Consider the following 20,682-nt stretch of genomic DNA (forward strand, 5'->3'; position numbering starts at 1 on the left):
CATTCCATCATTCCTCTTTCACGATCGTCGCTCTATTTTACTATTTTTCTCCGCCCTTTACAAAAAAGCACTACCCTGCATCGAACCGGTGGCGAATACTTTCGCGCCCGAATCTGCTGTATAAATCGTCATGTCAGCATACCGAGTTCCCCCGCCGTGAGGGTATGGAGAATGGGCGACCCGAACTATATTTTTAGGGGCATTGCCAAACATTCGATCGACTTCATAACCCAACAGTCCCGGCAACTTGTCGCCCTTTTTTAACGCAGTTTTTTCTAGCAGCCAACCGGGGGCATTTTCATCAATGACAATATCAGAATTAACTTGAAATGTCTCGTACATAACGCCGATTAAAGCATCTTCGGGACTGCCGACAGTGCGGTCTCGCCAGCGAGTTGTTACTAAAGAATAATGTGCTGGAGATTTATGATTAGTTGTTGCTATTTCAGCGCGTTCGGGTTTGTCGATGCCATAATTTAATTGCTCGCCTGCCGCTATTTCTACCGGCGAATTAACGGCGCCAAGTTCTACTTTCAATCCGCCCAGAGGGTCTAAATCGGCCATTTCTTTATAAGCAACTACAGTTCGGTTTACTTCGCCGGTAATCCGGCTGGGTTCTAGGCGAATCTGCCAGTAGCAAATATTGGAACCAAAAAAGCCGATACTGACGCCTTCATCTCTAGCTGCTTCTATATTTGCCCGCATATCTCGCGACCAATATTCGTCGTGACCTACGGACAAAAATGCTTTGTGAGACAACAGCAATCGGGAGTTAAAATGCGTGTCAATGTTGGTGGCATAAGTAACATCGTAGCCTTCTTTTTCCAGCCACCTGACCATATTGTATTCCCAACCAGCGCTCGAAGTTCTCCTTTTTGGCTGAAAATTTGTGATAAATTCCCCCGCACCTATGCCGTAACTGGCTTTGCGGTTGGGACTCATGGCATAGGGCCGATTAAAGGAAACTTTGTAGGCTTGTTTGGCCTGACTGTTCCAGCGGTAAAGCGATTTGTAGCCCCAATTGTTGTAGGCTTGATAAGTGGTGACGCTGGATTGAAATAAAATGTCTGATTTGCGATCGTCATCCCGGACTACAAATATGATATAACTTTGCTTTCCAGTTCGGCTGGCGGTTAGTTTAGCTAAATAAATACCGCTTATCCAGTCATCGCCGCGATCGGGAATTCGCAAAATATACGGGTCTTTCCAATTGCATTCTATCAGTCCCGATGCTTCATCTTCTATAGGCAGAGGCTGTCTGGTTCCCTTGCGAATAATTGGCTCGTTCATCCGCCGCCCGCCGAGTCCGTCATACCATCCGGTGCGGAATATTTCTATAGTATAATTGGGTTCTTTCGTGTTGACAAATAATTTAATTTCGCCGCCGACATTGACGCTGGTCAAAGAGGCGTAACCTTCGATTTCTCGCTTGGTGGCAGGATTTTCTAACTCCCAGTCGGCGGTGCCGGCTTTTTGGTTTTCTCTGGCTATGGGATTGGTGGCGACCGCACTTTTTTCAGAATTTAAATAGTGTTGAGAAGGTGCTGCGCTGTTAGAAAAAAAAGGGGCTGCGAAACCGATTGAGAAAGCTTTAAGAAACTCTCGGCGGCGCAATTTCCACAATAGTTTAACTGTCACGGGTAATAAGTATAGGGTTTTAGGTGATGGGTTTTACAGTTGGGTTTTGGTTGAGCGGGCATAACATAAATTAACATTAACCCAAAAGATATCATACCTTAGATAGAGTGTGTCCGATAGCCCCGTGTCAAGTGCGATCGCGATCCGACTGGGGAATGTGTCTTAGTATTTCTTCACATATCGTGATTTCGGTCTATGATATATGCCTTATGGCGTATTTGTGTTTAAAGCCCGTTACCGCGTACCGCTGATGAGTCAATCAACTAATTCACCGCTATCCCAACCATTTTCTCGACGCACCGCCCTCAAATTCCTCGGAGTCGGTGCCACTGGCGGGCTGCTGGGCTACTCTCGATTTTCCAAGCCAGAGCCCGCCGTTTTTGTGCAAGATTCTCTTGACTTGCCGCGAATGCTGAATAAGCACAAAACCGTTGCAGTAGTAGGGGCAGGCTTGGCAGGGCTCGCCTGTGCTTACGAGCTCAGTCAGCGGGGTTTCGCCGTGACGCTGCTGGACAAATCGCCCCAACTCGGCGGTAAAATTGCTAGTTGGCCGATACAAGTCGGCAACGAAACTTTTATGATGGAACACGGTTTCCACGGTTTTTTTCCGCAATACTACAACCTCAAAAGCGTAGTTGAAGAACTAGAAATTACCGATAACTTTGTATCTTTAGAATCCTACGCCGTTGTGTTTCGAGACGGCAAATACAAACCAGAAGTTTTTCGTCCCAACCATTCAGCTTTCCCCTGGAATATAGTTGACTTGGGGATATCTTCTCCCAACCGGCTCAAGTGGGGAATCAATCTTACAAAACCTGCTCACTGGCAAGTATTTCGGGAAATCGGCGGTTTTCAGAGTAAAAAAAGTTTCGCTCGCCTCGACAACATATCAGTTGCAGACTGGGTAAAAGGTGAATTTCCGCGCGGGCTTTATGACTTGTATTTTCTGCCTTTTGCCAAGTCCAGCCTCAACGCTCCCGACGAATTGAGCGCGGGAGAATTAATGCAATTTTTCCACTTTTACTTTTTCGGAAATCCAGAGGGTTTGGCCTTCAACGGTACGCGGCAAGATATGGGTACGAGTTTGGTGCAGCCTATTGCCAAAGCCATTGAAACCAAAGGCGGAAAAGTATTGACAGATGTCGCAGTCAGTGAAATTCGCTGGGAAAACGGTCAGATTGATTCTCTGAGTTACCAGTCGGGAGACGTGCAAAGTAAAATACCTTTTTGGGTGAAGCGGAACGCCCTATTAACTGACAGCAACTCTACCGAATATTTCGGCGCAGGGGACAGCGTATTTGCCGCCGCACAGTCTGGAAAAGAGGCAATTTCTCTGAGCTGCACTCACCAAGGCTGCACAGTTCAGAAACAGAACGACGGTCAATTTCACTGTCCTTGTCACGGGGCAGTTTTTGATGCCGAAGGGCGAGTTGTCAGCGGGCCTGCTCAGCGGGATTTGCCTCGATTTAAGGTACTGGATGAAAAAGCAGATGAGGTACAGTTAGCAGCAGTTAAGCAATCGCCGCCGCAAAATTTCGGAGAAACATTGAAGGCTGATTACTATGTTTTTGCGGCAGATGTTCCGGGGATGCAGCATTTGTTTAGTTTGAGCCGCGGCGAGGTGAATCCGCAGGTGCAGGGCCGGATCGAGAGCTTGAAAATAGCCGATCCGTTTGCAGTAGCCCGCTTTTGGTTCGATCGCGAATTTCCCTGGGAACACAGCAATTTCACTTCGCTTTCCGGCTACAAACTGACTGACAGCATTACGCTTTACCACAAAATTCAGGATCAGTTCATCGAGTGGAATCAGGAAACTGGCGGTAGCGTAGTGGAACTGCACGCTTATTGTTACAAGGAGAAAGAATTTCCGAACCAGCAAGTGTTGCTAGCGACTTTTGAGCAAGAATTGTACGAAATTGTACCGGAATTAAAAGAGGCAAATATGCTGCACCGGGAATTGGTAAATCAAAAGAATTTTTCTGGGTATCCGCCCGGTAGTTATGCAGAAAGACCGGAAACTTGCTGCGCTGTTCCCAATCTTTTGTTTGCGGGAGATTGGGTAAAAATGCCGTTTCCTTGCGGTTTAATGGAAAGGGCCGTGAGCAGCGGTTTGTTGGCAGCTAATGCGATTTTATATCAGGAGGGTTTGCAGAGGCGATCGCTCTTGACGGTGAATCCCGAAGGCGTGTTAAAAATCTAAGGCTTGCAGCGGGGCGGGTTTTATAAATCGTCAAGTATCGGCTGCTATTCTCGGTGAAACCCGCCCCAGCCATACCATTTTAGATTTTAGATTTTAGATTTTAGATTTGAAAAAATGGGAATGACTGATTCAATAAGGGTTTGGAGCTTTTCTACAGTTGCGTTGTTTTTTTAAGATAAGTTACGGTTTGCGGGTGTCGTTTCGCTGAGGAGAAAAGGCACAGCTTGCGGCCCCAAAAAAATATCTGCGTTGAGGGGGGTGGATATGCGGTTAAAATATTATTGAATGAGTATAAAGCAATAATAGATGCTGAAGAATAACTGCAAAATCCGCAATAAATCTGTAATGTTTGATGCTTTTGCAAGAGAATACGATTTCGCGGCCAGCTTGCAAAGCCAGAACGATTTCTTTACTAAAAACCTATCTGCTTGCAAAGGTGCAGCATTAGATATTGGCTGCGGTTCGGGAATTCTTGCTTTTGAATTAGCCCAGTATTACGATAATGTAGTCGCCGTCGATTTATCAGAAAAAATGCTGGCGATCGCCAGTCAAAAACGCTCTGCCCCCAATATCGAATACATCCAAATGGATGCCAGTCAATTAGCGCTCGATAGCCAATTTGATTTAATAGTTAGTGCTGCCACTTTTCACCAACTGCCCAACCTCGCCGCCGCCCTCTTAGAAATTAAAAAATTGTTAAAGCCGCAGGGGAAAATCGTGTTTTTAGATAATATATCGGAAGGCGAAAAACCTGCTACAATATGCAACATAATACGTGCAGCGAGAGATTTTATTCCCGACTGTTCCACCTACGGAACTCGCAATGCTTTAAGATTATTAAGATTTAGACTTTCGCCAAGCTGGTTGAAATATTTAGCGAGCAGCAGGTATTTGTCAGAACGGCAATTTAAAAAACTTTACTGTCGTTGCTTTCCCGGCTGTTATTTTGTAAAATTGGGTGGTTTTATGGGCGTAATTTGGGAATATTTGTAATGCAAAACAACGCGATAAAATCGGTATCTGCAAGGGGAGAAAAAACTCACATCCGCCAGTTGGGCATTAATCTCGATCGCTGGTATGCGATCGCCCGCAGCAGCGAGGTGCAAACTCAGCCCGTCGCGGCGAAAATCTGGAATCGGGCGATCGTACTTTTCCGCGACACGGCAGGAAAAATCAACGCTTTAGAAGATAGATGTCCCCACCGGCAAGTTAAACTCAGCCACGGCCGAGTTAAAGGCGATTTAATCGAATGTGCTTACCACGGATGGCGGTTAAATGCAAGGGGAGAATGCGCCGAAGTCGATTATTTAGCAGAAAATCAAAAGCTACCTAACTGCAAAATTCGCTCCTATCCTGTCAAGGAACAAAACGGTTTTATCTGGCTGTTTCCCGGGGAGGAAACGCAAGCAGAAAAAACTCATTTACTGGATTTGCCCGAGTGGGAACATCTCAACTATATTGCCACAGTTTCAGTCATCGACTGTCAGGCACACTATTCATTTTTAATTGAAAACTTGATGGATATGTACCACGGACACTTGCATGATGATTGGCAAGCTTGGGCAAATCCGGTGTTAGATACTTTAGAAGAAAACGAGCATCAAGTAACTGCTCGCTATCAGGCACAAAGTTATTACAAAATAGATAAAATCTGGTCAATTTCTCAGTTGTTTTTTAAATCTCTGCGCCGACTGCACCCGGAACTGCTGTCGGTGAGTTATGTTTACCCGCACTGGGTTTCAACTTTGGGGAGCGACTTTAAGATTTACTGCTTGGTTTGTCCGGTCAGCGAGACAGCAACTCGCGCTTATTTAATTCATTTTACCTCATTAAATGCGTTTTGGCGGCTGCACAAATTGCCGATTTGGTTTCGCAGGTTTATCAAAGATAGTTGTTTCGGTGCTGCTCAAAAGTTATTAGATGGTTTGGTGCGGCAGGATGTGTTAATGATTGAGGAAGAACAGCAGGCTTTTTTGCATAATTCAGAAAGAAAAAGTTATGAATTAAATCGAGCTTTAGCCAGCGTGCAAAAGTTGATCAGAAGTCAGGTCGAAAATGGATAATTCAGGCTCGGATTGAAACCTGCGGCGGGACGAATGAACCAGCCTGCACAGGCTAGGACGTGTTTTCTTGCCTCGTTGTATCCTAGAAAATAGGCGATCGCAAGCTGTTAAAGCTCATCAACCCTTGGAGACTTAAGCAGCGAACAGTGCGATGCGTTAAAACCGCTACTTCCACCACTGAAACCCCGAACAGGTAAACCCAATAACGACCGCCGACAAGTGGTGAACAGCATTCTCTCGATACTCGGAACAGGTGTCCCGCGGTGACACCTGCGGTGAACGTTATCGTTCGTGGGAAAGCATCGCCACACGGTTTTATCGATCGCAAAAAAGCCGATATTTGGCCGCAAGCCTTTTAAGGCTCGCAAATTAAATAACTTACAATTTTAATTGTTATTGTGGGATGGGCGTCCCGCCCGTCCAAAAAGGGCGGGCGGGACGCCCACCCCACTTTCCTTGTGTAAGTTATTTAATTCTCATTCCTAAATCAACTGCCCTGGATCCATCTTCATTTATATTCAGAGCCAAATTTAGAGCCAAGAAACGAGCTCATCCTTGCTTGACTCTAAATGTAAAATTTTTTATCAGTAAAATTTTTTATCAATTTTTCACACTTCTGAGGGCAGGGAATAGTTGACTCTGATCTATCCCCCTGCTAAGCTAAAAAAATGAATTTTTTTTCCGGCTGACATCTATCTATATAGATAATCTTGAGGGGTAAAGTTAACAGGGCAAATCACCCCTTTGGCATATGCAAGCTACACTCAGGAGAATTCGACTGATGAGTCGTTGCAAACTCCATATTTGCTCAGGGCTGCTACATTCAGGCTCGAATTTAGTGGCTGCTTTGCTTGGCCCAAACCCTGGCTTCTAGGGTGGGACAGCATCTCCACTTCTTTTTTTTGTGAAGCGAATGCTAAAAGCCCGCAGCGGCAACAACAAACAGTTTTTTTATTTCTCGGGGATAAAACATCACAAGAGATTGAGACGCAGACATAGCGCCAGAAGATAGAGGTTAGCAACAGGGATTATCAGAGAAATATCCTAACCTATTGCCCTCATTTTTGTAAGTTTGTTCAGCAGCCAAGCTAAATTTGTGCTGCGAACAAATAACAATTCGCGCCAAAAAAGCGTTACATCAAATGCGGTAAATTAAGTCAAAAAAGTTAGGAGTAAGGAATATCCGAGCTTGACTCATGCCCGCAATCAAAAAATCATCCTTTCCCTTTATCCCCCTTGGAAGTCAAAAGTAAAAAGAAATAACTTTTAGTTTTTAGTTTTTACTATTTACTTCTTTTCCCATGTCCCTCTAAGTTGGGTGCTGCCGGAATGAATATTATTAGTTATTGGCACTGTTTCTAAATATTTTAGGGTGAATTTATGAGTTCTCTTATTCCGATTACCGCCTCAACTCACTTGAATGAATGGCTGGCTGCACAGAAAATCAGCCTCGCCTTCACCACCTATCAAACCAATCGGTTATTCCTCATCGGATTGAAACCCGACGGGAGATTATCAGTGTTCGATCGCGAATTCGAGCGCCCGATGGGACTCTTTGCCACAAGCGATCGCCTCGTCATGAGTACCCGCTATCAACTCTGGCAATTTGACAACCTTTGCAGCCAGGAGGTAGGAGATTATTTAGAGTACGACAAACTCTACGTTCCCCGCATTGCTTACACCACCGGCGACATAAATACTCACGACTTAATCGTAGATAAATCGCAAAATTGGGTATTTATCAACACCCAATATAGCTGTCTCGCTACCCTCGATCGCCACTACAGTTTTCGCCCCATCTGGCAACCGCCGTTTATCTCCTCCCTCGCCGCCGAAGATCGCTGTCACCTCAACGGTTTAGCAATGGTAGACGGCGAACCTGCTTGCGTAACTGCTTGTTCCCAAAGTGATGTCCCCGCAGGTTGGCGATTAGACAGGCAAGGCGGCGGGTGCATTATCGATATTCGTTCTAACGAAATCATTTGTAGCGGTTTAACCATGCCTCACTCGCCCCGATTTTATCAAGAAAAACTGTGGGTACTCAACTCCGGGAGCGGCGAATTAGGCTATGTGGAAAACGGACAATTTCAGCCGATCGCTTTTTGCCCCGGTTTCCTGCGAGGGTTAGCATTTCACAAAAATTTTGCCATCGTCGGACTCTCCAAACCCAGACATGACAATTTTCAAGGATTGGCATTAGACGATCGCTTGGACGCGCAAAAGCAACAATCTCAATGCGGATTAATGGTAGTGGATTTAACCACCGGCAACATCGTTCACTGGCTGATATTTGAAGAAGTTGTCAAAGAATTATTCGACATCGCCGTATTGCCCGGAGTGCGCCACCCAATAGCGTTAGGATTTCAAACAGATGAAATTGAACGGTTAATCACATTTCCCGGTTCTAACCGCATTGTATCAATTAGACCGGGCATTCATCACCCCCCTGAAACTCCTGTAAAAATCATCGAAACCGACGAAAGCGTATGGGCGGCCCCTCGTAGCTGCCCCCCTCCAGAAACCGCCGCCGCGAATTTTGAGCGCGGCAGGGAATTGCAAAAACAAGGGTTATTAGAAGAAGCCGCCGCTTGTTTCCAAACAGCAATTTCCCTCGATGCCAACTATATCGCCGCCTACAATAACCTGGGAAATCTCCGGCAATTACAAGGAAAAATTCCCGAAGCGATCGCCTATTACCAGCAAGCGCTACAAGTAAACCCCAATCAAGCAGCCGCCCGGTGCAATCTCGCCAGCGCTTACCTATTGCAAGGAAATCTCGAAGCAGCAAAAGCCGGATATGAGGAAACTTTGCGCCTCGATTCTAGCTTCTATCTCGCCCATCTCAACCTCGGCAAACTGCACAAATCGCGTGGAGAAAATGACATAGCAGAAAAGTATTTCAGGGAAGTGCTGCGTCTCAAACCCGACAATGCCGAAGCGAGAAAAGCGATCGGCACTTTGTCGCACGCTAACGCGATCGCACCGCCCACCCAACAACCCAACCCAAATCGAGAAACACAAGCCCCCAAAACGCCGCGCCCCGCAGTCAAATACCAATCCGTTTATCACCTGACTCCCGACAATGCGATCGCCTACGAAGCCTTTACCTTTCCCAGCTTGCAAAAACGCTGGCAAACCCACCCCCAACGCGGCCAACTCTTTGGAATTTCCGCCACCATTGACAGTCAAATGATAGGAATGGTAATTGCTGAAATTCTCCCCGCTTCCGAGACAATTTCATCCACTTCTGCCGAAATTCTTTCCTTATTCGTAGTTCCCGCGCACCGACATCAAGGAATTGGCACTTTGTTGGTAGCCTATTTGGAAAACCATTTAGTTAAGCAAGGATGTACCCAGGTAGGAATCGCTTATCAAAGTAGTGAAATTACTACCCTCGCTTTAGAACCGCTGCTGCAAAAATGCGGCTGGTTAGCTCCCCAGACCACTTTTTTCTTAGGGCAAACTGTCACAGAAAAAATTGCTCAAGCTCCTTGGCTGCATAAATATCCTTTACCCGAAAAGTTTGAAATTTTCCCTTGGAGCGAGTTAACAGCCGAAGAAAAACAAAGCATTTTGGCGCGAAAAGAGTATCCAGAAATGCTTTCCCCCTTCAAAGATGAAGCGCGAATCGAACCGCTCAATAGTTTGGGATTGCGCTATCAAAACGAAATAGTCGGCTGGATAGTGACGCATCGCGTTGCTGAAGATACAATTCACTATTCCACATTATTTGTCTTGCCGAAATTTCAGAGAATGGGTCGCGGAATTTCTTTATTAGCGTCAGCAATTAAACGCCAAATAAGCAGTTTTGTGCCGCAGTATAAATTTGCCGTTTCTAGGGAGAATGCACCGATGCTGCAATTTGTCCGCCGTCATTTGCGATCGTATTTAACTTACTGCTCCGAGTCCCGGTATTCCCTAAAACCTAGGGGCGGTGACCCCGGCAGCGTCCAATGATAGGGGCTTGCTCCGGGGGAATGGCCCCTACCGGAATTGCACAAATTATTACCCATCCTCTCCCTTGGCTATGCAATTAATTAAACCCAAAAACTTGAAATTGATAAACTCTCGTTCGCCGCCGAAGAGAGTTAAGACATTTTCACCCCTGCTAGACGCCTGCGAATGAAAAATGAGCGAAAAAATCAAAAAATTCCAGATGAACCGCTCAAGCTTTCCCGACTTGCTCATACCAATTTAATGTGAAGTTGCATATATCTCGATCCCCCTAAATCCCCCTTCCCAAGGGGGACTCTCGATCGGAATCTTGTCCCCCCCTTATTAAGGGGGGCTAGGGGGGATCGGATTCTACGGGGCCTCATAAAAAATTGGTATCAGGGAGTTGATACCAAGTAAACCATCCAATTAGGAGCATAAAACAATGGCAACTTTCACAGAAATTTCCGGCAGCGCTAACCCCTTTAACAGTATAAATGTGGTTTTTCGCGCCGCGCCAACCTTTGCTGACATCGACAAGGATGGGGATTTAGATGCCTTTGTTGGGACAAATCTTGGCACAATCCGCTATTACCAAAACAACGGCGGCACTTTTACAGAACTTTCCGGTACCGCCAACCCCCTTAACAGCGTTGTGGGGATCACTAACAGCTGCCCAACCTTTGCCGATATTGACTCTGATGGGGATTTAGATGCCTTTGTTGGAACAGAATTTGGCACAATCAGCTACTACCAAAACACCGGCGGCACATTTACCCAACTTACCGGCACCGCCAACCCCCTTAACAGCGTTAATGTGGGGTATTCGAGCTCCCCAACCTTTGCCGACATCGACTCTGATGGCGATTTGGATGCTTTTGTTGGAGGAAGTTCTGGCACAATCAGCTACTACCAAAACAACGGTGGCACATTTACCCAACTTACAGGCACCGCCAACCCCCTTAACGGCGTTAATGTGGGTGATTATAGCTTCCCAACCTTTGCCGATCTTGACTCTGATGGCGATTTAGATGCCATTATTGGGACAGGTGGTGGCACAATCGCCTACTACCAAAACACCGGCGGCACATTTACCCAACTTACCGGCACCGCCAACCCCTTTAACGGCTTTTCTGTGGGTTATAACGCCGTCCCAACCTTTGCCGATATTGACTCCGATGGGGATTTGGATGCCTTTGTTGGGGCTTATGATGGCTCAATCCACTACTACCAAAACGGTCCGACAGCGCCTGTCAACACTCCCCCCGTCGCCAATCCTGACACGGTTAGCACCAATCAAAACACAGCAACTAACATCTCTGTTGCTACCCTGCTAGCCAACGACACCGATGCCAACAACGACCCCTTAAGTATCACTGGCGTCAGCAACTTCACCGGAGGCACCGCCGTCCTCAACAACAACGGTACTCCCACCAACAGTGCCGATGACTTTATCACCTTCACCCCCACTACTGGTTTTAGCGGCAACGCCAGCTTTAACTACAGCATCAGCGATGGTAAAGGCGGCAGCAGCAGCGCTACTGTCACCGTCGCTGTCAACGCTCCCCCCATCGCCAATGCTGACACGGTTAGCACCAATCAAAACACAGCAACTAACATCACTGTTGCTACCCTGCTAGCCAACGACACCGATGCCAACAACGACCCCTTAAGTATCACCGGCGTCAGCAACTTCACCGGAGGCACCGCCGTCCTCAACAACAACGGTACTCCCACCAACAGTGCCGATGACTTTATCACCTTCACCCCCACTACTGGTTTTAGCGGCAACGCCAGCTTTAACTACAGCCTCAGCGATGGTAAAGGCGGCAGCAGCAGCGCTACTGTCACCGTCGGTGTCGGCGGTACTCAAATAGGTACGGGCGGCAATGATACCCTCACGGGTACAGCAGGGAACGACTCCCTCAATGGCGGTAACGGTAACGACACCTTGATTGGCAATGCCGGGAACGACACCTTGATTGGCGGCAATGGCAGTGACTTGCTATTCGGGAACGCCGGCAACGACTTACTCACTGGTGACAATGGCGATGACACCTTGAGGGGTGGACTAGGTAACGACATCTTGACGGGTGGCACCAGCAAGGATGTCTTCGTGTTTGCAGCAGGCGAGGGCACGGATACGATTACTGACTTCACTGTGGGTAGCGATAAAATCGGTCTGACTGGGGGTTTAACGTTTGGGAATCTGTCGTTCTCCGGGAATCAGATTCGTGTTGGTAGTGAGGTTTTAGCCGTCCTGACTGGGGTGAATACTAATACTCTGACTGCCTCGAATTTCGTCACAGTCTAGAAGGGCGCACCGGCTGAGTGCGACGGGTCAATCGATTTTCGATTTTCGATTTTCGATTTTAGATTGGCGTTGCTGATTTACGGTATCAAAGGCTAAATATGCCAGTCATAGCAACCAGTATCCACAAAGCTTCTGGATGTTAAACTTATTTTTTTCATACCCTGATTAAGCAACGCCAGATTGGCGTTGCTGATTTACGGTATGAAAGGCTAAATATGCCAGTCATAGCAACCAGTATCCACAAAGCTTCTGGATGTTAAACTTATTTTTTTCATACCCTGATTAAGCAACGCCTTTAGATTGACTTGCGCGAGATAAATGCTCTTTCTTGAGGATTTTCGATTTGCGATTTGGGATTGATTCCACGGATAAATCACGTGGCGGGTACCACCTTTGAAATTCGCTTGTCAGCAGCGCTTGTGGCTATTGACAAGCTAACTACATACACTGTCCTTTTTTGTCAACTCTTTTTACTGAACCGACGCCCTAGGGCGTGTTTTTTTGCCTCGTTGTATCCTAGAAAATAGGCGATCGCAACCTCTTAACGCTCATCAACCCTTGGAGACTTAAGCAACGAACAGTGGGATTAGTTAAAACTGCGGAAAACCGCCAGAAAACACAGTATAGCAATCCTAAATGATTCAGATAAATTTGTAGGGGTAGTGCCTTTCTTTGCCTACCCCCTATCTATCGGGCAACCACGGGGGGATTGCCCCTACAATAATTATGCAAATGATGCGAGGATTGCTAGAGGATGCTGTATGGCTTTTTCCATACCAGGGCGATCGTCTCGCTACCCAACTTCTGTCACCAGTACATCTCAAACCGGTAAACTCCTCAACTTTTGTGAAGTGACAAATTTACTCTTTGATACACTCAGTCAATTTGTTTAGGTGAACTCGTGAAAAATAGATGAAGTTTTATATATTTACATTTGGCTTGGAGTGCGATCGGATAGAATTTTTCTAGTGCGGCGATAAATAATACTATTGGCAGATGGCAAGAGTGTATTAATCAATTGATAGGCGACTTGTTTTGAGGGTATCGCCCTAGCCGCCCCAAGCTCACCTCGGCTGCTTGTGAAAGAAAGCACCGATCGAGCTTAAGACCGAATTCAAGAGGCGATCGAGGTCACCATCGGCGGACTCAACGAGTCAGTCCAAAGCATTCCTGAAGACAGGAGGGCTAATTTAGGTGGCTCATCACGTGATTCCATGAACCACCTACAGATAGAGATTGAACTATGTCATCAATGCCAAATAGCGATCGCACTCGACAATCTACCGCAGCTTCCTCTAGTAATTTCCCACAGGCAGTAGGTACAACCGCCACACCCGCTTTGGAAATCAACGCCTCTCGGCAGTTCACTTCCTGGTTAGCTTCACAAAATCTCAGTTTAGTTTTCACCACCTATCAGGCGGGGAAGGTCTTTTTCATTGGATTGCGACAAAACGGGGAACTGTCGGTATTTGAACGGACATTTGAACGGTGTATGGGATTGTATGCCCACAACAGCAGCCTGTATATGAGTTCGCTGTATCAAGTGTGGCGGCTTGAAAATGCCCTAGAACCCGGGCAAATAGCGGATGGCTACGATGCCGTTTATGTACCGCAAGTGGGGTATATCACGGGAGATTTAGATATTCATGATGTAGTGCTGGTTGAACCCCCCAAGCTTGGGGAGGACCAACAAGTTGAACCACAAGTTCTCTCCCTTAATAACGGGAGGTTAGGGGGGGTAGTCTTCGTCAATACCTTATTTAGCTGTCTTGCCACAATTAGCGAAACGAAAAGCTTTGTCCCCTTGTGGAAACCGCCGTTTATTTCCAAATTAGCTGCAGAAGACCGATGCCATCTCAATGGTTTGGCGGTGCGAGACGGTCAACCCCGTTACGTCACCGCAGTGAGTCAGTCGGATGTGGCGGAGGGCTGGCGGGATAAACGCCAAGATGGCGGCTGCGTGATGGATATTAGCACCAATCAGGCGATCGGCACAGGCTTATCGATGCCTCACTCACCCCGTTGGTACAAGGATAAACTGTGGTTGCTCAATTCAGGTCGCGGGGAATTTGGTTATCTAGACTTGGAACGGGGAGTATTTGAAGCGGTAGCCTTTTGTCCGGGATATCTGCGGGGTTTGAGTTTCTGCGGTGATTTTGCCGTAGTGGGGATATCCAAACCCAGGCACAACAAGACGTTTTCCGGTTTGGCCTTGGATGAGCAGTTGCAGGCAAAACAGGCCGGGGCGCGATGTGGACTGCTGGTGATTGACCTCAGAAGTGGGGATATCGTCCACTCGTTACGCATTGAAGGAGTTGTAGAGGAATTATACGACGTGCAAGTGTTGCCAGGAGTGCGGCGACCGATGGCAATTGGGTTGAAAACTGACGAAATTCGCCGCGTGATCTCGATCGGCTAAAGCTTGAAAACCGACTTCTGGAAAGAAGTCGGGATGTGAAAACTTTCAACTAACAAGAGCAAGGAAGAACTAACACTATGTTTGGACCCACCTTCAATCTGTCAGACCTCAACGGCAGCAACGGCTTTGCGATTAACGGCATCGCGGCGTTTGACGGATCGGGCTCGTCGGTCAGCAACGCCGGGGACATCAACGGCGATGGCTTTGATGACCTGATTATCGGGGCACTCTTTGCCGACCCCAACGGCCTCCGTGATGCAGGGCAAAGTTATGTGGTGTTTGGCAGCAACAGTGGCTTTACTGCGGGCCTCAACCTCTGGGACCTCAACGGCAGCAACGGCTTTGCGATTAACGGCATCGCGGCGTATGACGGATCGGGCTGGTCGGTCAGCAGCGCCGGGGACGTCAACGGCGATGGCTTTGATGACGTAATTATCGGGGCACCCTTGGCAGGCCCCAACGGCATCAGTTTGGCGGGGCAGAGTTATGTAGTATTTGGCAGCAACAGTGGCTTTGGTGCCAGCGTTAACCTGTCCGCGCTCAACGGCAGCAACGGCTTTGCGATTAACGGCATCGCGACCCCTGACGAATCAGGCTGGTCAGTCAGCAGCGCCGGGGACGTCAACGGCGATGGCATTGATGACCTGATTATCGGGGCACGCTTGGCATCCCCCAACGGCATCAGTGGTGCAGGGCAAAGTTATGTAGTGTTTGGCAGCAACAGTGGCTTTGGTGCCAGTTTCAACCTGTCCGCGCTCAACGGCAGCAACGGCTTTGCGATTAACGGCATCGCGGCGTATGACCTCTCAGGCCACTCGGTCAGCAGCGCCGGGGACGTCAACGGCGATGGCTTTGATGACCTGATTATCGGGGCACCCTTGGCCGACCCCAACGGCATCGGTTATGCAGGGCAAAGTTATGTGGTGTTTGGCAGCAACAGTGGCTTTGGTGCGGAGCTCAACCTGTCCGCGCTCAACGGCAGCAACGGCTTTGCGATTAACGGCATCGCGGCGTATGACGGATCGGGCTACTCGGTCAGCAGCGCTTCGGACGTCAACGGCGATGGCTTTGATGACCTGATTATCGGGGCAAGAAGTGCCGACCCCAACGGCATCTATGCAGGGCAAAGTTATGTGCTGTTTGGTAAGGGAACGACTCCCACCAATCAACCCCCCGTGGCTAACCCCGACAGCGCTACCACGGCTCAAAATACTGCCGTCACCATTGCGGCTTCAACTCTGTTAGCCAACGACACCGATCCCAATGGCGATCGCCTCAGCCTGACGGGGGTCAGTGATGCTGTCAATGGCAGCGTTACCTTCTCTGATGGCAATGTCATCTTCACCCCCAGCACTAACTTCACGGGTGACGCCAGTTTTAACTACAGCATCAGCGATGGTCAAGGTGGCACCAGCAGCGCTATTGTCAATGTCGCCGTCGGCCGTAATCAAATGGGTACGGGTGGCAACGACACTCTCACGGGTACAGCAGGGGACGACTCGCTCAACGGTGGCAACGGTAATGACCGCCTCATCGGTAATGCTGGAAACGACACCTTGATTGGTGGCAATGGTAGTGACTTGCTATTCGGGAATGCCGGCAACGACTTACTCAATGGTGACAATGGCTCAGACACCTTGAGGGGTGGACTAGGCAACGACACCTTGACCGGTGGCAACGGCCCGGATATCTTCGTGTTTGCCTCCGGCGAGGGCATCGATACGATTACTGACTTCAAGTTGAATACCGATAAAATCGGTCTGACTGGGGGTTTAACGTTTGGGAATCTGTCGTTCTCGGGGAATCAGATTCGTATTGGTAGTGACGTTTTAGCCGTCCTGACTGGGGTGAATACTAATACTCTGACTGCCTCAAATTTCGTAGAAGTCTAGAAGCACAGCGGCCCAGTGCTCCTCGTCAGCAGCGCTTGTGGCTGATATCATGTCCGATCGATCGCCCATAATACAATTGCCGGCGCCCGTTGGTGAGATTGTCCGTTTTTGGCAAATATTATTGGCTCACGGGCCCCTACAGGAATCAGGGTAATCGACCGGACATGATATAAAATTTAGGGCTGCGGTCAAAAAAATCTAAATTCCGCCTGCACAAACTTTACTTTTTAGGCCGCTGCTGCTGGTAAACGCTGATAACTTTATCGGCATAAGTAGCTGTTGGCCCACTTTTACAAGCTGCGGAGTTCCCTGTCATCCACCAGCAAGCGGCGCGGCGCACAGCGGTTAATTCATTGTTGCTGCTAGCTTTGTATTCGTCGCGCAGCAAATCGCCCACAATACAGGTAACAATTGATTTGGCTTTTGTAGCGTCGGCCTCAAATTGTTGGGGTGTTAAATCTTTTTTGGTACAGAATTTGGCCCACCGGGAAATATTGCTCGGTAAAACTTGCCACTGACTGTACATTCCGTCATTTGCGGTTTGTGGCGGGGCGGCTTGTCGCAGCGCTTCTACGAGGGCGGAAACTTGCGCGTCGGTGACTGATTGCGCTGCTGCTGGAAGTGCTTGCAATCCGAGGCTAATTATCAGGCTGCCGAATAGTAGATTGGTTTTTGCGATCGATTTAAAACTCATTCACAATCCCCTGTTAGATTTAAACTTTGTTTCCTCAAACAAGGTTTACTATTTTGTCGATCGAATACCTCTGTCTTAAGTATGATTTGCCCACTTAATGCCTTGTCGATCGCGCTTACGATAGAAATTGCCGATCGACTGGGATAAAATTATGGAAGTACAACCATGGAAATTCACTGAAAATGCCTACCAGCGATAGCTAGCGCGAGTACCTTCCAATGTCTGTAGGGGCGGGTTTTACAGACAATCTGTGCCTCAGACCAACCATCGGGAAAACCCGCCCCCACACCACGAAAAATCCCAAATTGGTAGCATCCTCGCAGTGTGGGGGCGGGTTTATATAGGTTGTTTGCGGGTATTAAATATTATTCGTAAAACCCGCCCCTACAGATTTTTGTCGGGGCTGGTTTCATCAACCATCCACGCCTAAAATCAACCATCTGGTAAACCCGCCCCCAGGAAGGCGAAAAATCCGAAATTGGTAACATCATCGCAGTTCGATCGCCCTCACCCCTCCATCACAAAATCTAACAATCGGTGAGCCATTTCTAGCTTGCTGCAAGGTGCTATTTCTACTTGCTTGCCAGCGCCATTAATTAATATTCCTTGATTGGTATTGCTGCCGAAACCGGCACCTATTCGATCGATCGGGTTGGCGGCAATTACATCCAGTTTCTTCGCCCGCAATTTCTCCAAAGCAGGCTTGACAATATCCCCAGTTTGTGCTGCAAACCCGATTAATTTTTGGTGCGGCTGTTTCAATTTTCCCAACTCTGCCACAATATCCGCTACCGGTGCCAAAGGTAAACAATTCGGGAGCGATCGCTTCGGCAATTTCTCACTGCTGTACTCGGCAGGTTTCACATCCGCTACCGCCGCGGCCATCACCGTCAAATCCGCATCGTGAAAGCATTGCAGCATCGCCTGCCGCATTTCTTGTGCACTGGTAACTGCGATCGCCCGCACACCTGAGAGCGGCAATTCGCCAGTTATACTGTGTACCAGCGTCACTGTCGCGCCGCGGTGCCCTGCAGCTTGCGCCAAAGCTATACCCATTTTGCCACTGGAAGGATTGCCGATAAACCGCACCGGATCGAGGTGTTCCCGCGTTCCTCCCGCACCGATCAACACCCGAAGGCCCGCTAAATCTCGATCGCCCTTCGTATACAACAGCGATTCAATATGAGGCAAAATCTCACAAGGTTCTGCCATGCGGCCGACCCCCGCGCGATCGCACGCCAGCATTCCCGCCCCCGGATTTTCCGCATGATAGCGCCGATAACTCAACACTTCCCGCCAATTCCGCTGCACCGCCGGCTGTTCCCACATATCCGTATTCATCGCCGGTACCAGCAAAATGGGGCAATTAGAAGCTAAGACAGTATTAGTCAGCAAATTATCAGCAAAACCCCCCGCCAACTTAGCCAAAGTATTAGCCGTCAGGGGAGCAATAACAAAAACTTCCGCCCATTCTCCCAATTGAATATGCAGCGGCCGCCCGTGACAAGCTTGCCAAAAATCTTTGTCAGTATAAGCAGGATGGCGACAGAGAGTAGCAAAAGTCAAAGGCGTCACAAACTCAAGGGCCGCATCAGTAAGAATAGCTTTAACTTCAGCTCCAGCTTTCGCTAAAGAGGAAACTACTTCGCAAACTTTGTAAGCCGCAATCCCGCCACTAACGCCGATTAAAATTCGTCTGCCCTTCATCTTTCTTCCCTCCTGGAGACCCCCGCCATAGCTGTACCCAGCTTGGCGGCGGGAGGAAAGGAGGGGCAGCACTTAATTGGCATACGAATAACCATCCTTCTTGTGAATGTGTTGGCAATATTGGTGACTAATTCCTTGAACCAGTCCATCGGGTGTTGAAATATTGAAGCTACCAGTGGCGCGAGTGGCTACCCGACCAACATGGGTTCCAATCTTTTTCCCAGAGGTGACAACCGCTTTAACGATGTCACCCGTCTGAAAACCTTTATGGAACTTAGTTCTGGAACAATAACGAACCGGAAAGCCAAATTTGTCAGTACGGCATTGCTGGCGAGTGCCGTGACCAATAGCTGCAATCAGCAACGGCTTGACGACCGTGGTAATTAACTGTTCTGGAGTGGATGCTCCAACGCAAGCAGCGTCCCAATAGTGCGTCTTGTCTAAACCTCGAATCGTGCGGTTGTACTTGGTGCGACCACCTGTGCCAACCTCTAAAGATAAGCCTGTTCTTTGAAGGTTTTTGTACAGATTCCATCGGGTTGCGTTGACGGCTGCTGTATCAACTAAAGGTTTTTTAGCTTGTGCCAAAATCCGTTTAAGCAGGTCAGCTTTACCTTTGAGGAAGTCCTTGATGTCTTGATTCCCCTTTTTCTGATTACAAGGGACACAGGCTAAACACAAGTTACTGACTCGATTAGAACCACCTTTCGATCGAGGTTGAATATGTTCAATCTCAAGCCGGGTGTCTTTCACACCGCAGTAAGCACAAGTTCTATTCCACTTTTCAAGAAGAAACTCACGGACTTCGTATCCCGCTAAAGTTCCTTGTTGATAACCAACCCCGCTAATTTCGGAGCTTTCCATCTGTTGTGTGTCAAATCTGACCAATTCTTGAGAAATGGTAGTAATTCGACACAGTGCAGATAGTCGTTTAACCCAAGTCAAAATATTAGCAACGCGACTGTTTAAAGAGGGTGGTAGCCAGCCCTTTAGTCGAGTGCGGTTGAGAAAGCGTGGTTTGCGATATCGCGTCTTACGGTTACGGCGTGACCGTCGTAATTGACGGCGTGAAGTCAAAGCATCCCGAATTTGGAAGCCACGATGTTGTAGTTCAGCTATCCAAACAACTTCGCCTGTGGTATCGTTGACCAGCGCTAGTCCAGTGGTCTTGGCACCCGGATCGATCTTTACTCGCAGTGGTTCAACTTGAGCATTTAACACCTCCTCTTTCAGTATTAGTGTGAAGGGATAGCGACGAAGTACAGCAGCTTTCCCTTGAGCTAACAGCATTCTCGCTCTACCTGGATGAATAGGATTGAGAGGCTGTTTGTTGGTGTCCAGAACGAAAACTTTACTCACGAGTGAGTCTCCTTGCGGGTAATGTTAGCCTTGACAATGTTTTAGAAGTTTGTCGCGTCAACGACACTGACTTCGACCCGATATGTCTGTTTAATCGTTGACCACAGAGCTACAGACTGGCTTCGTATCCGTAGGTGTGATGGTTTCCAAAACGTAGTACACAAGGTACTTAGTCGGGTAAACTCTGGGCTTCTCTTGAAACGCCCCCGTTAGATTCGGTACTCCGAATTAACGGCGAGTAGTTTACAGGATTTTAAAATTGAATAATTGGGGATGACCCATCGCTACCAGTGCGTGGATCGCCGCCCTAAACTTGCATTATTTTTTGAAAGTGGTATCATTTTTTCATAAAAAAGAATCAAGAAAGAAGTTGAGATGAAAACAGACAAAAATCCATAACTTATCTGTTCAACCCGCAACAAAATATGCTGCTAACTTCTTCCTCAATTCCGTCGAAATTTTT

At 48.0% G+C, this 20,682-nt stretch carries 11 protein-coding genes; 7 read left to right on the top strand and 4 right to left on the bottom strand.

Annotated elements, in window-relative coordinates:
• Window positions 1-57 precede the first annotated feature (57 nt).
• Window positions 58-1,638: a N,N-dimethylformamidase beta subunit family domain-containing protein gene (locus QUB56_RS29835; protein ID WP_332959972.1), complete on the bottom strand. Its 1,581-nt coding sequence runs from the start codon at window positions 1,636-1,638 to the stop codon at window positions 58-60.
• Between the two features lie 202 nt (window positions 1,639-1,840).
• Here QUB56_RS29835 and QUB56_RS29840 point away from each other — a divergent pair, with 202 nt between their 5' ends.
• The 7 genes from QUB56_RS29840 to QUB56_RS29870 all read left to right on the top strand — a co-directional run bounded on the left by QUB56_RS29840 (window position 1,841) and on the right by QUB56_RS29870 (window position 16,459).
• On the top strand, window positions 1,841-3,838 hold the full coding sequence (locus QUB56_RS29840) for an FAD-dependent oxidoreductase (protein ID WP_445243418.1): 1,998 nt from the start codon (window positions 1,841-1,843) through the stop codon (window positions 3,836-3,838).
• Window positions 3,839-4,144: 306 nt separating this feature from the next.
• Window positions 4,145-4,831, top strand: coding sequence for a class I SAM-dependent methyltransferase (locus tag QUB56_RS29845; protein ID WP_332959973.1), 687 nt, complete (start codon window positions 4,145-4,147; stop codon window positions 4,829-4,831).
• Window positions 4,831-5,901 (top strand): aromatic ring-hydroxylating dioxygenase subunit alpha, encoded by a 1,071-nt coding sequence (locus QUB56_RS29850; protein ID WP_332959974.1) that lies wholly within the window; start codon window positions 4,831-4,833, stop codon window positions 5,899-5,901. Before QUB56_RS29845 ends, QUB56_RS29850 begins: the two co-directional genes overlap by 1 nt.
• A gap of 1,380 nt (window positions 5,902-7,281) precedes the next feature.
• The gene (locus tag QUB56_RS29855; protein ID WP_332959975.1) at window positions 7,282-9,858 is read left to right on the top strand and encodes a TIGR03032 family protein; all 2,577 of its coding nucleotides are present in this window, start codon (window positions 7,282-7,284) and stop codon (window positions 9,856-9,858) included.
• A 421-nt stretch (window positions 9,859-10,279) separates the two neighbouring features.
• A complete protein-coding gene (locus QUB56_RS29860) occupies window positions 10,280-12,148 on the top strand; it encodes an Ig-like domain-containing protein (protein ID WP_332959976.1) in 1,869 nt (622 codons plus the stop codon).
• Between the two features lie 1,243 nt (window positions 12,149-13,391).
• The gene (locus QUB56_RS29865; RefSeq protein ID WP_332959977.1) at window positions 13,392-14,567 is read left to right on the top strand and encodes a TIGR03032 family protein; all 1,176 of its coding nucleotides are present in this window, start codon (window positions 13,392-13,394) and stop codon (window positions 14,565-14,567) included.
• Window positions 14,568-14,644: 77 nt separating this feature from the next.
• The gene (locus tag QUB56_RS29870; protein ID WP_332959978.1) at window positions 14,645-16,459 is read left to right on the top strand and encodes a cadherin-like domain-containing protein; all 1,815 of its coding nucleotides are present in this window, start codon (window positions 14,645-14,647) and stop codon (window positions 16,457-16,459) included.
• Window positions 16,460-16,679: 220 nt separating this feature from the next.
• On the opposite strand, the gene QUB56_RS29875 is transcribed toward QUB56_RS29870, so the two are convergent.
• From QUB56_RS29875 to iscB, 3 genes are all read right to left on the bottom strand, one after another.
• Window positions 16,680-17,153 carry a hypothetical protein gene (locus QUB56_RS29875; RefSeq protein WP_332959979.1) on the bottom strand — a complete coding sequence of 158 codons (474 nt, stop codon included), beginning with the start codon at window positions 17,151-17,153 and terminating at the stop codon, window positions 16,680-16,682.
• A gap of 507 nt (window positions 17,154-17,660) precedes the next feature.
• Window positions 17,661-18,860 carry a bifunctional phosphopantothenoylcysteine decarboxylase/phosphopantothenate--cysteine ligase CoaBC gene (gene coaBC / locus QUB56_RS29880; protein WP_332959980.1) on the bottom strand — a complete coding sequence of 400 codons (1,200 nt, stop codon included), beginning with the start codon at window positions 18,858-18,860 and terminating at the stop codon, window positions 17,661-17,663.
• 72 nt (window positions 18,861-18,932) lie between these two features.
• Window positions 18,933-20,219 (bottom strand): RNA-guided endonuclease IscB, encoded by a 1,287-nt coding sequence (gene iscB / locus QUB56_RS29885; RefSeq protein WP_332959981.1) that lies wholly within the window; start codon window positions 20,217-20,219, stop codon window positions 18,933-18,935.
• Window positions 20,220-20,682 lie beyond the last annotated feature (463 nt).

The organism is Microcoleus sp. AR_TQ3_B6 (assembly GCF_036702785.1).
Taxonomy (GTDB): Bacteria; Cyanobacteriota; Cyanobacteriia; order Cyanobacteriales; family Microcoleaceae; genus Microcoleus.

Coding starts and splice junctions, on each gene's coding strand:
- QUB56_RS29840 (WP_445243418.1), top strand. CDS start 1,841: ATGCCTTATGGCGTATTTGTGTTTAAAGCCCGTTACCGCGTACCGCTG.
- QUB56_RS29845 (WP_332959973.1), top strand. CDS start 4,145: ATGCTGAAGAATAACTGCAAAATCCGCAATAAATCTGTAATGTTTGAT.
- QUB56_RS29850 (WP_332959974.1), top strand. CDS start 4,831: ATGCAAAACAACGCGATAAAATCGGTATCTGCAAGGGGAGAAAAAACT.
- QUB56_RS29855 (WP_332959975.1), top strand. CDS start 7,282: ATGAGTTCTCTTATTCCGATTACCGCCTCAACTCACTTGAATGAATGG.
- QUB56_RS29860 (WP_332959976.1), top strand. CDS start 10,280: ATGGCAACTTTCACAGAAATTTCCGGCAGCGCTAACCCCTTTAACAGT.
- QUB56_RS29865 (WP_332959977.1), top strand. CDS start 13,392: ATGTCATCAATGCCAAATAGCGATCGCACTCGACAATCTACCGCAGCT.
- QUB56_RS29870 (WP_332959978.1), top strand. CDS start 14,645: ATGTTTGGACCCACCTTCAATCTGTCAGACCTCAACGGCAGCAACGGC.
- QUB56_RS29875 (WP_332959979.1), bottom strand. CDS start 17,153: ATGAGTTTTAAATCGATCGCAAAAACCAATCTACTATTCGGCAGCCTG.
- coaBC (WP_332959980.1), bottom strand. CDS start 18,860: ATGAAGGGCAGACGAATTTTAATCGGCGTTAGTGGCGGGATTGCGGCT.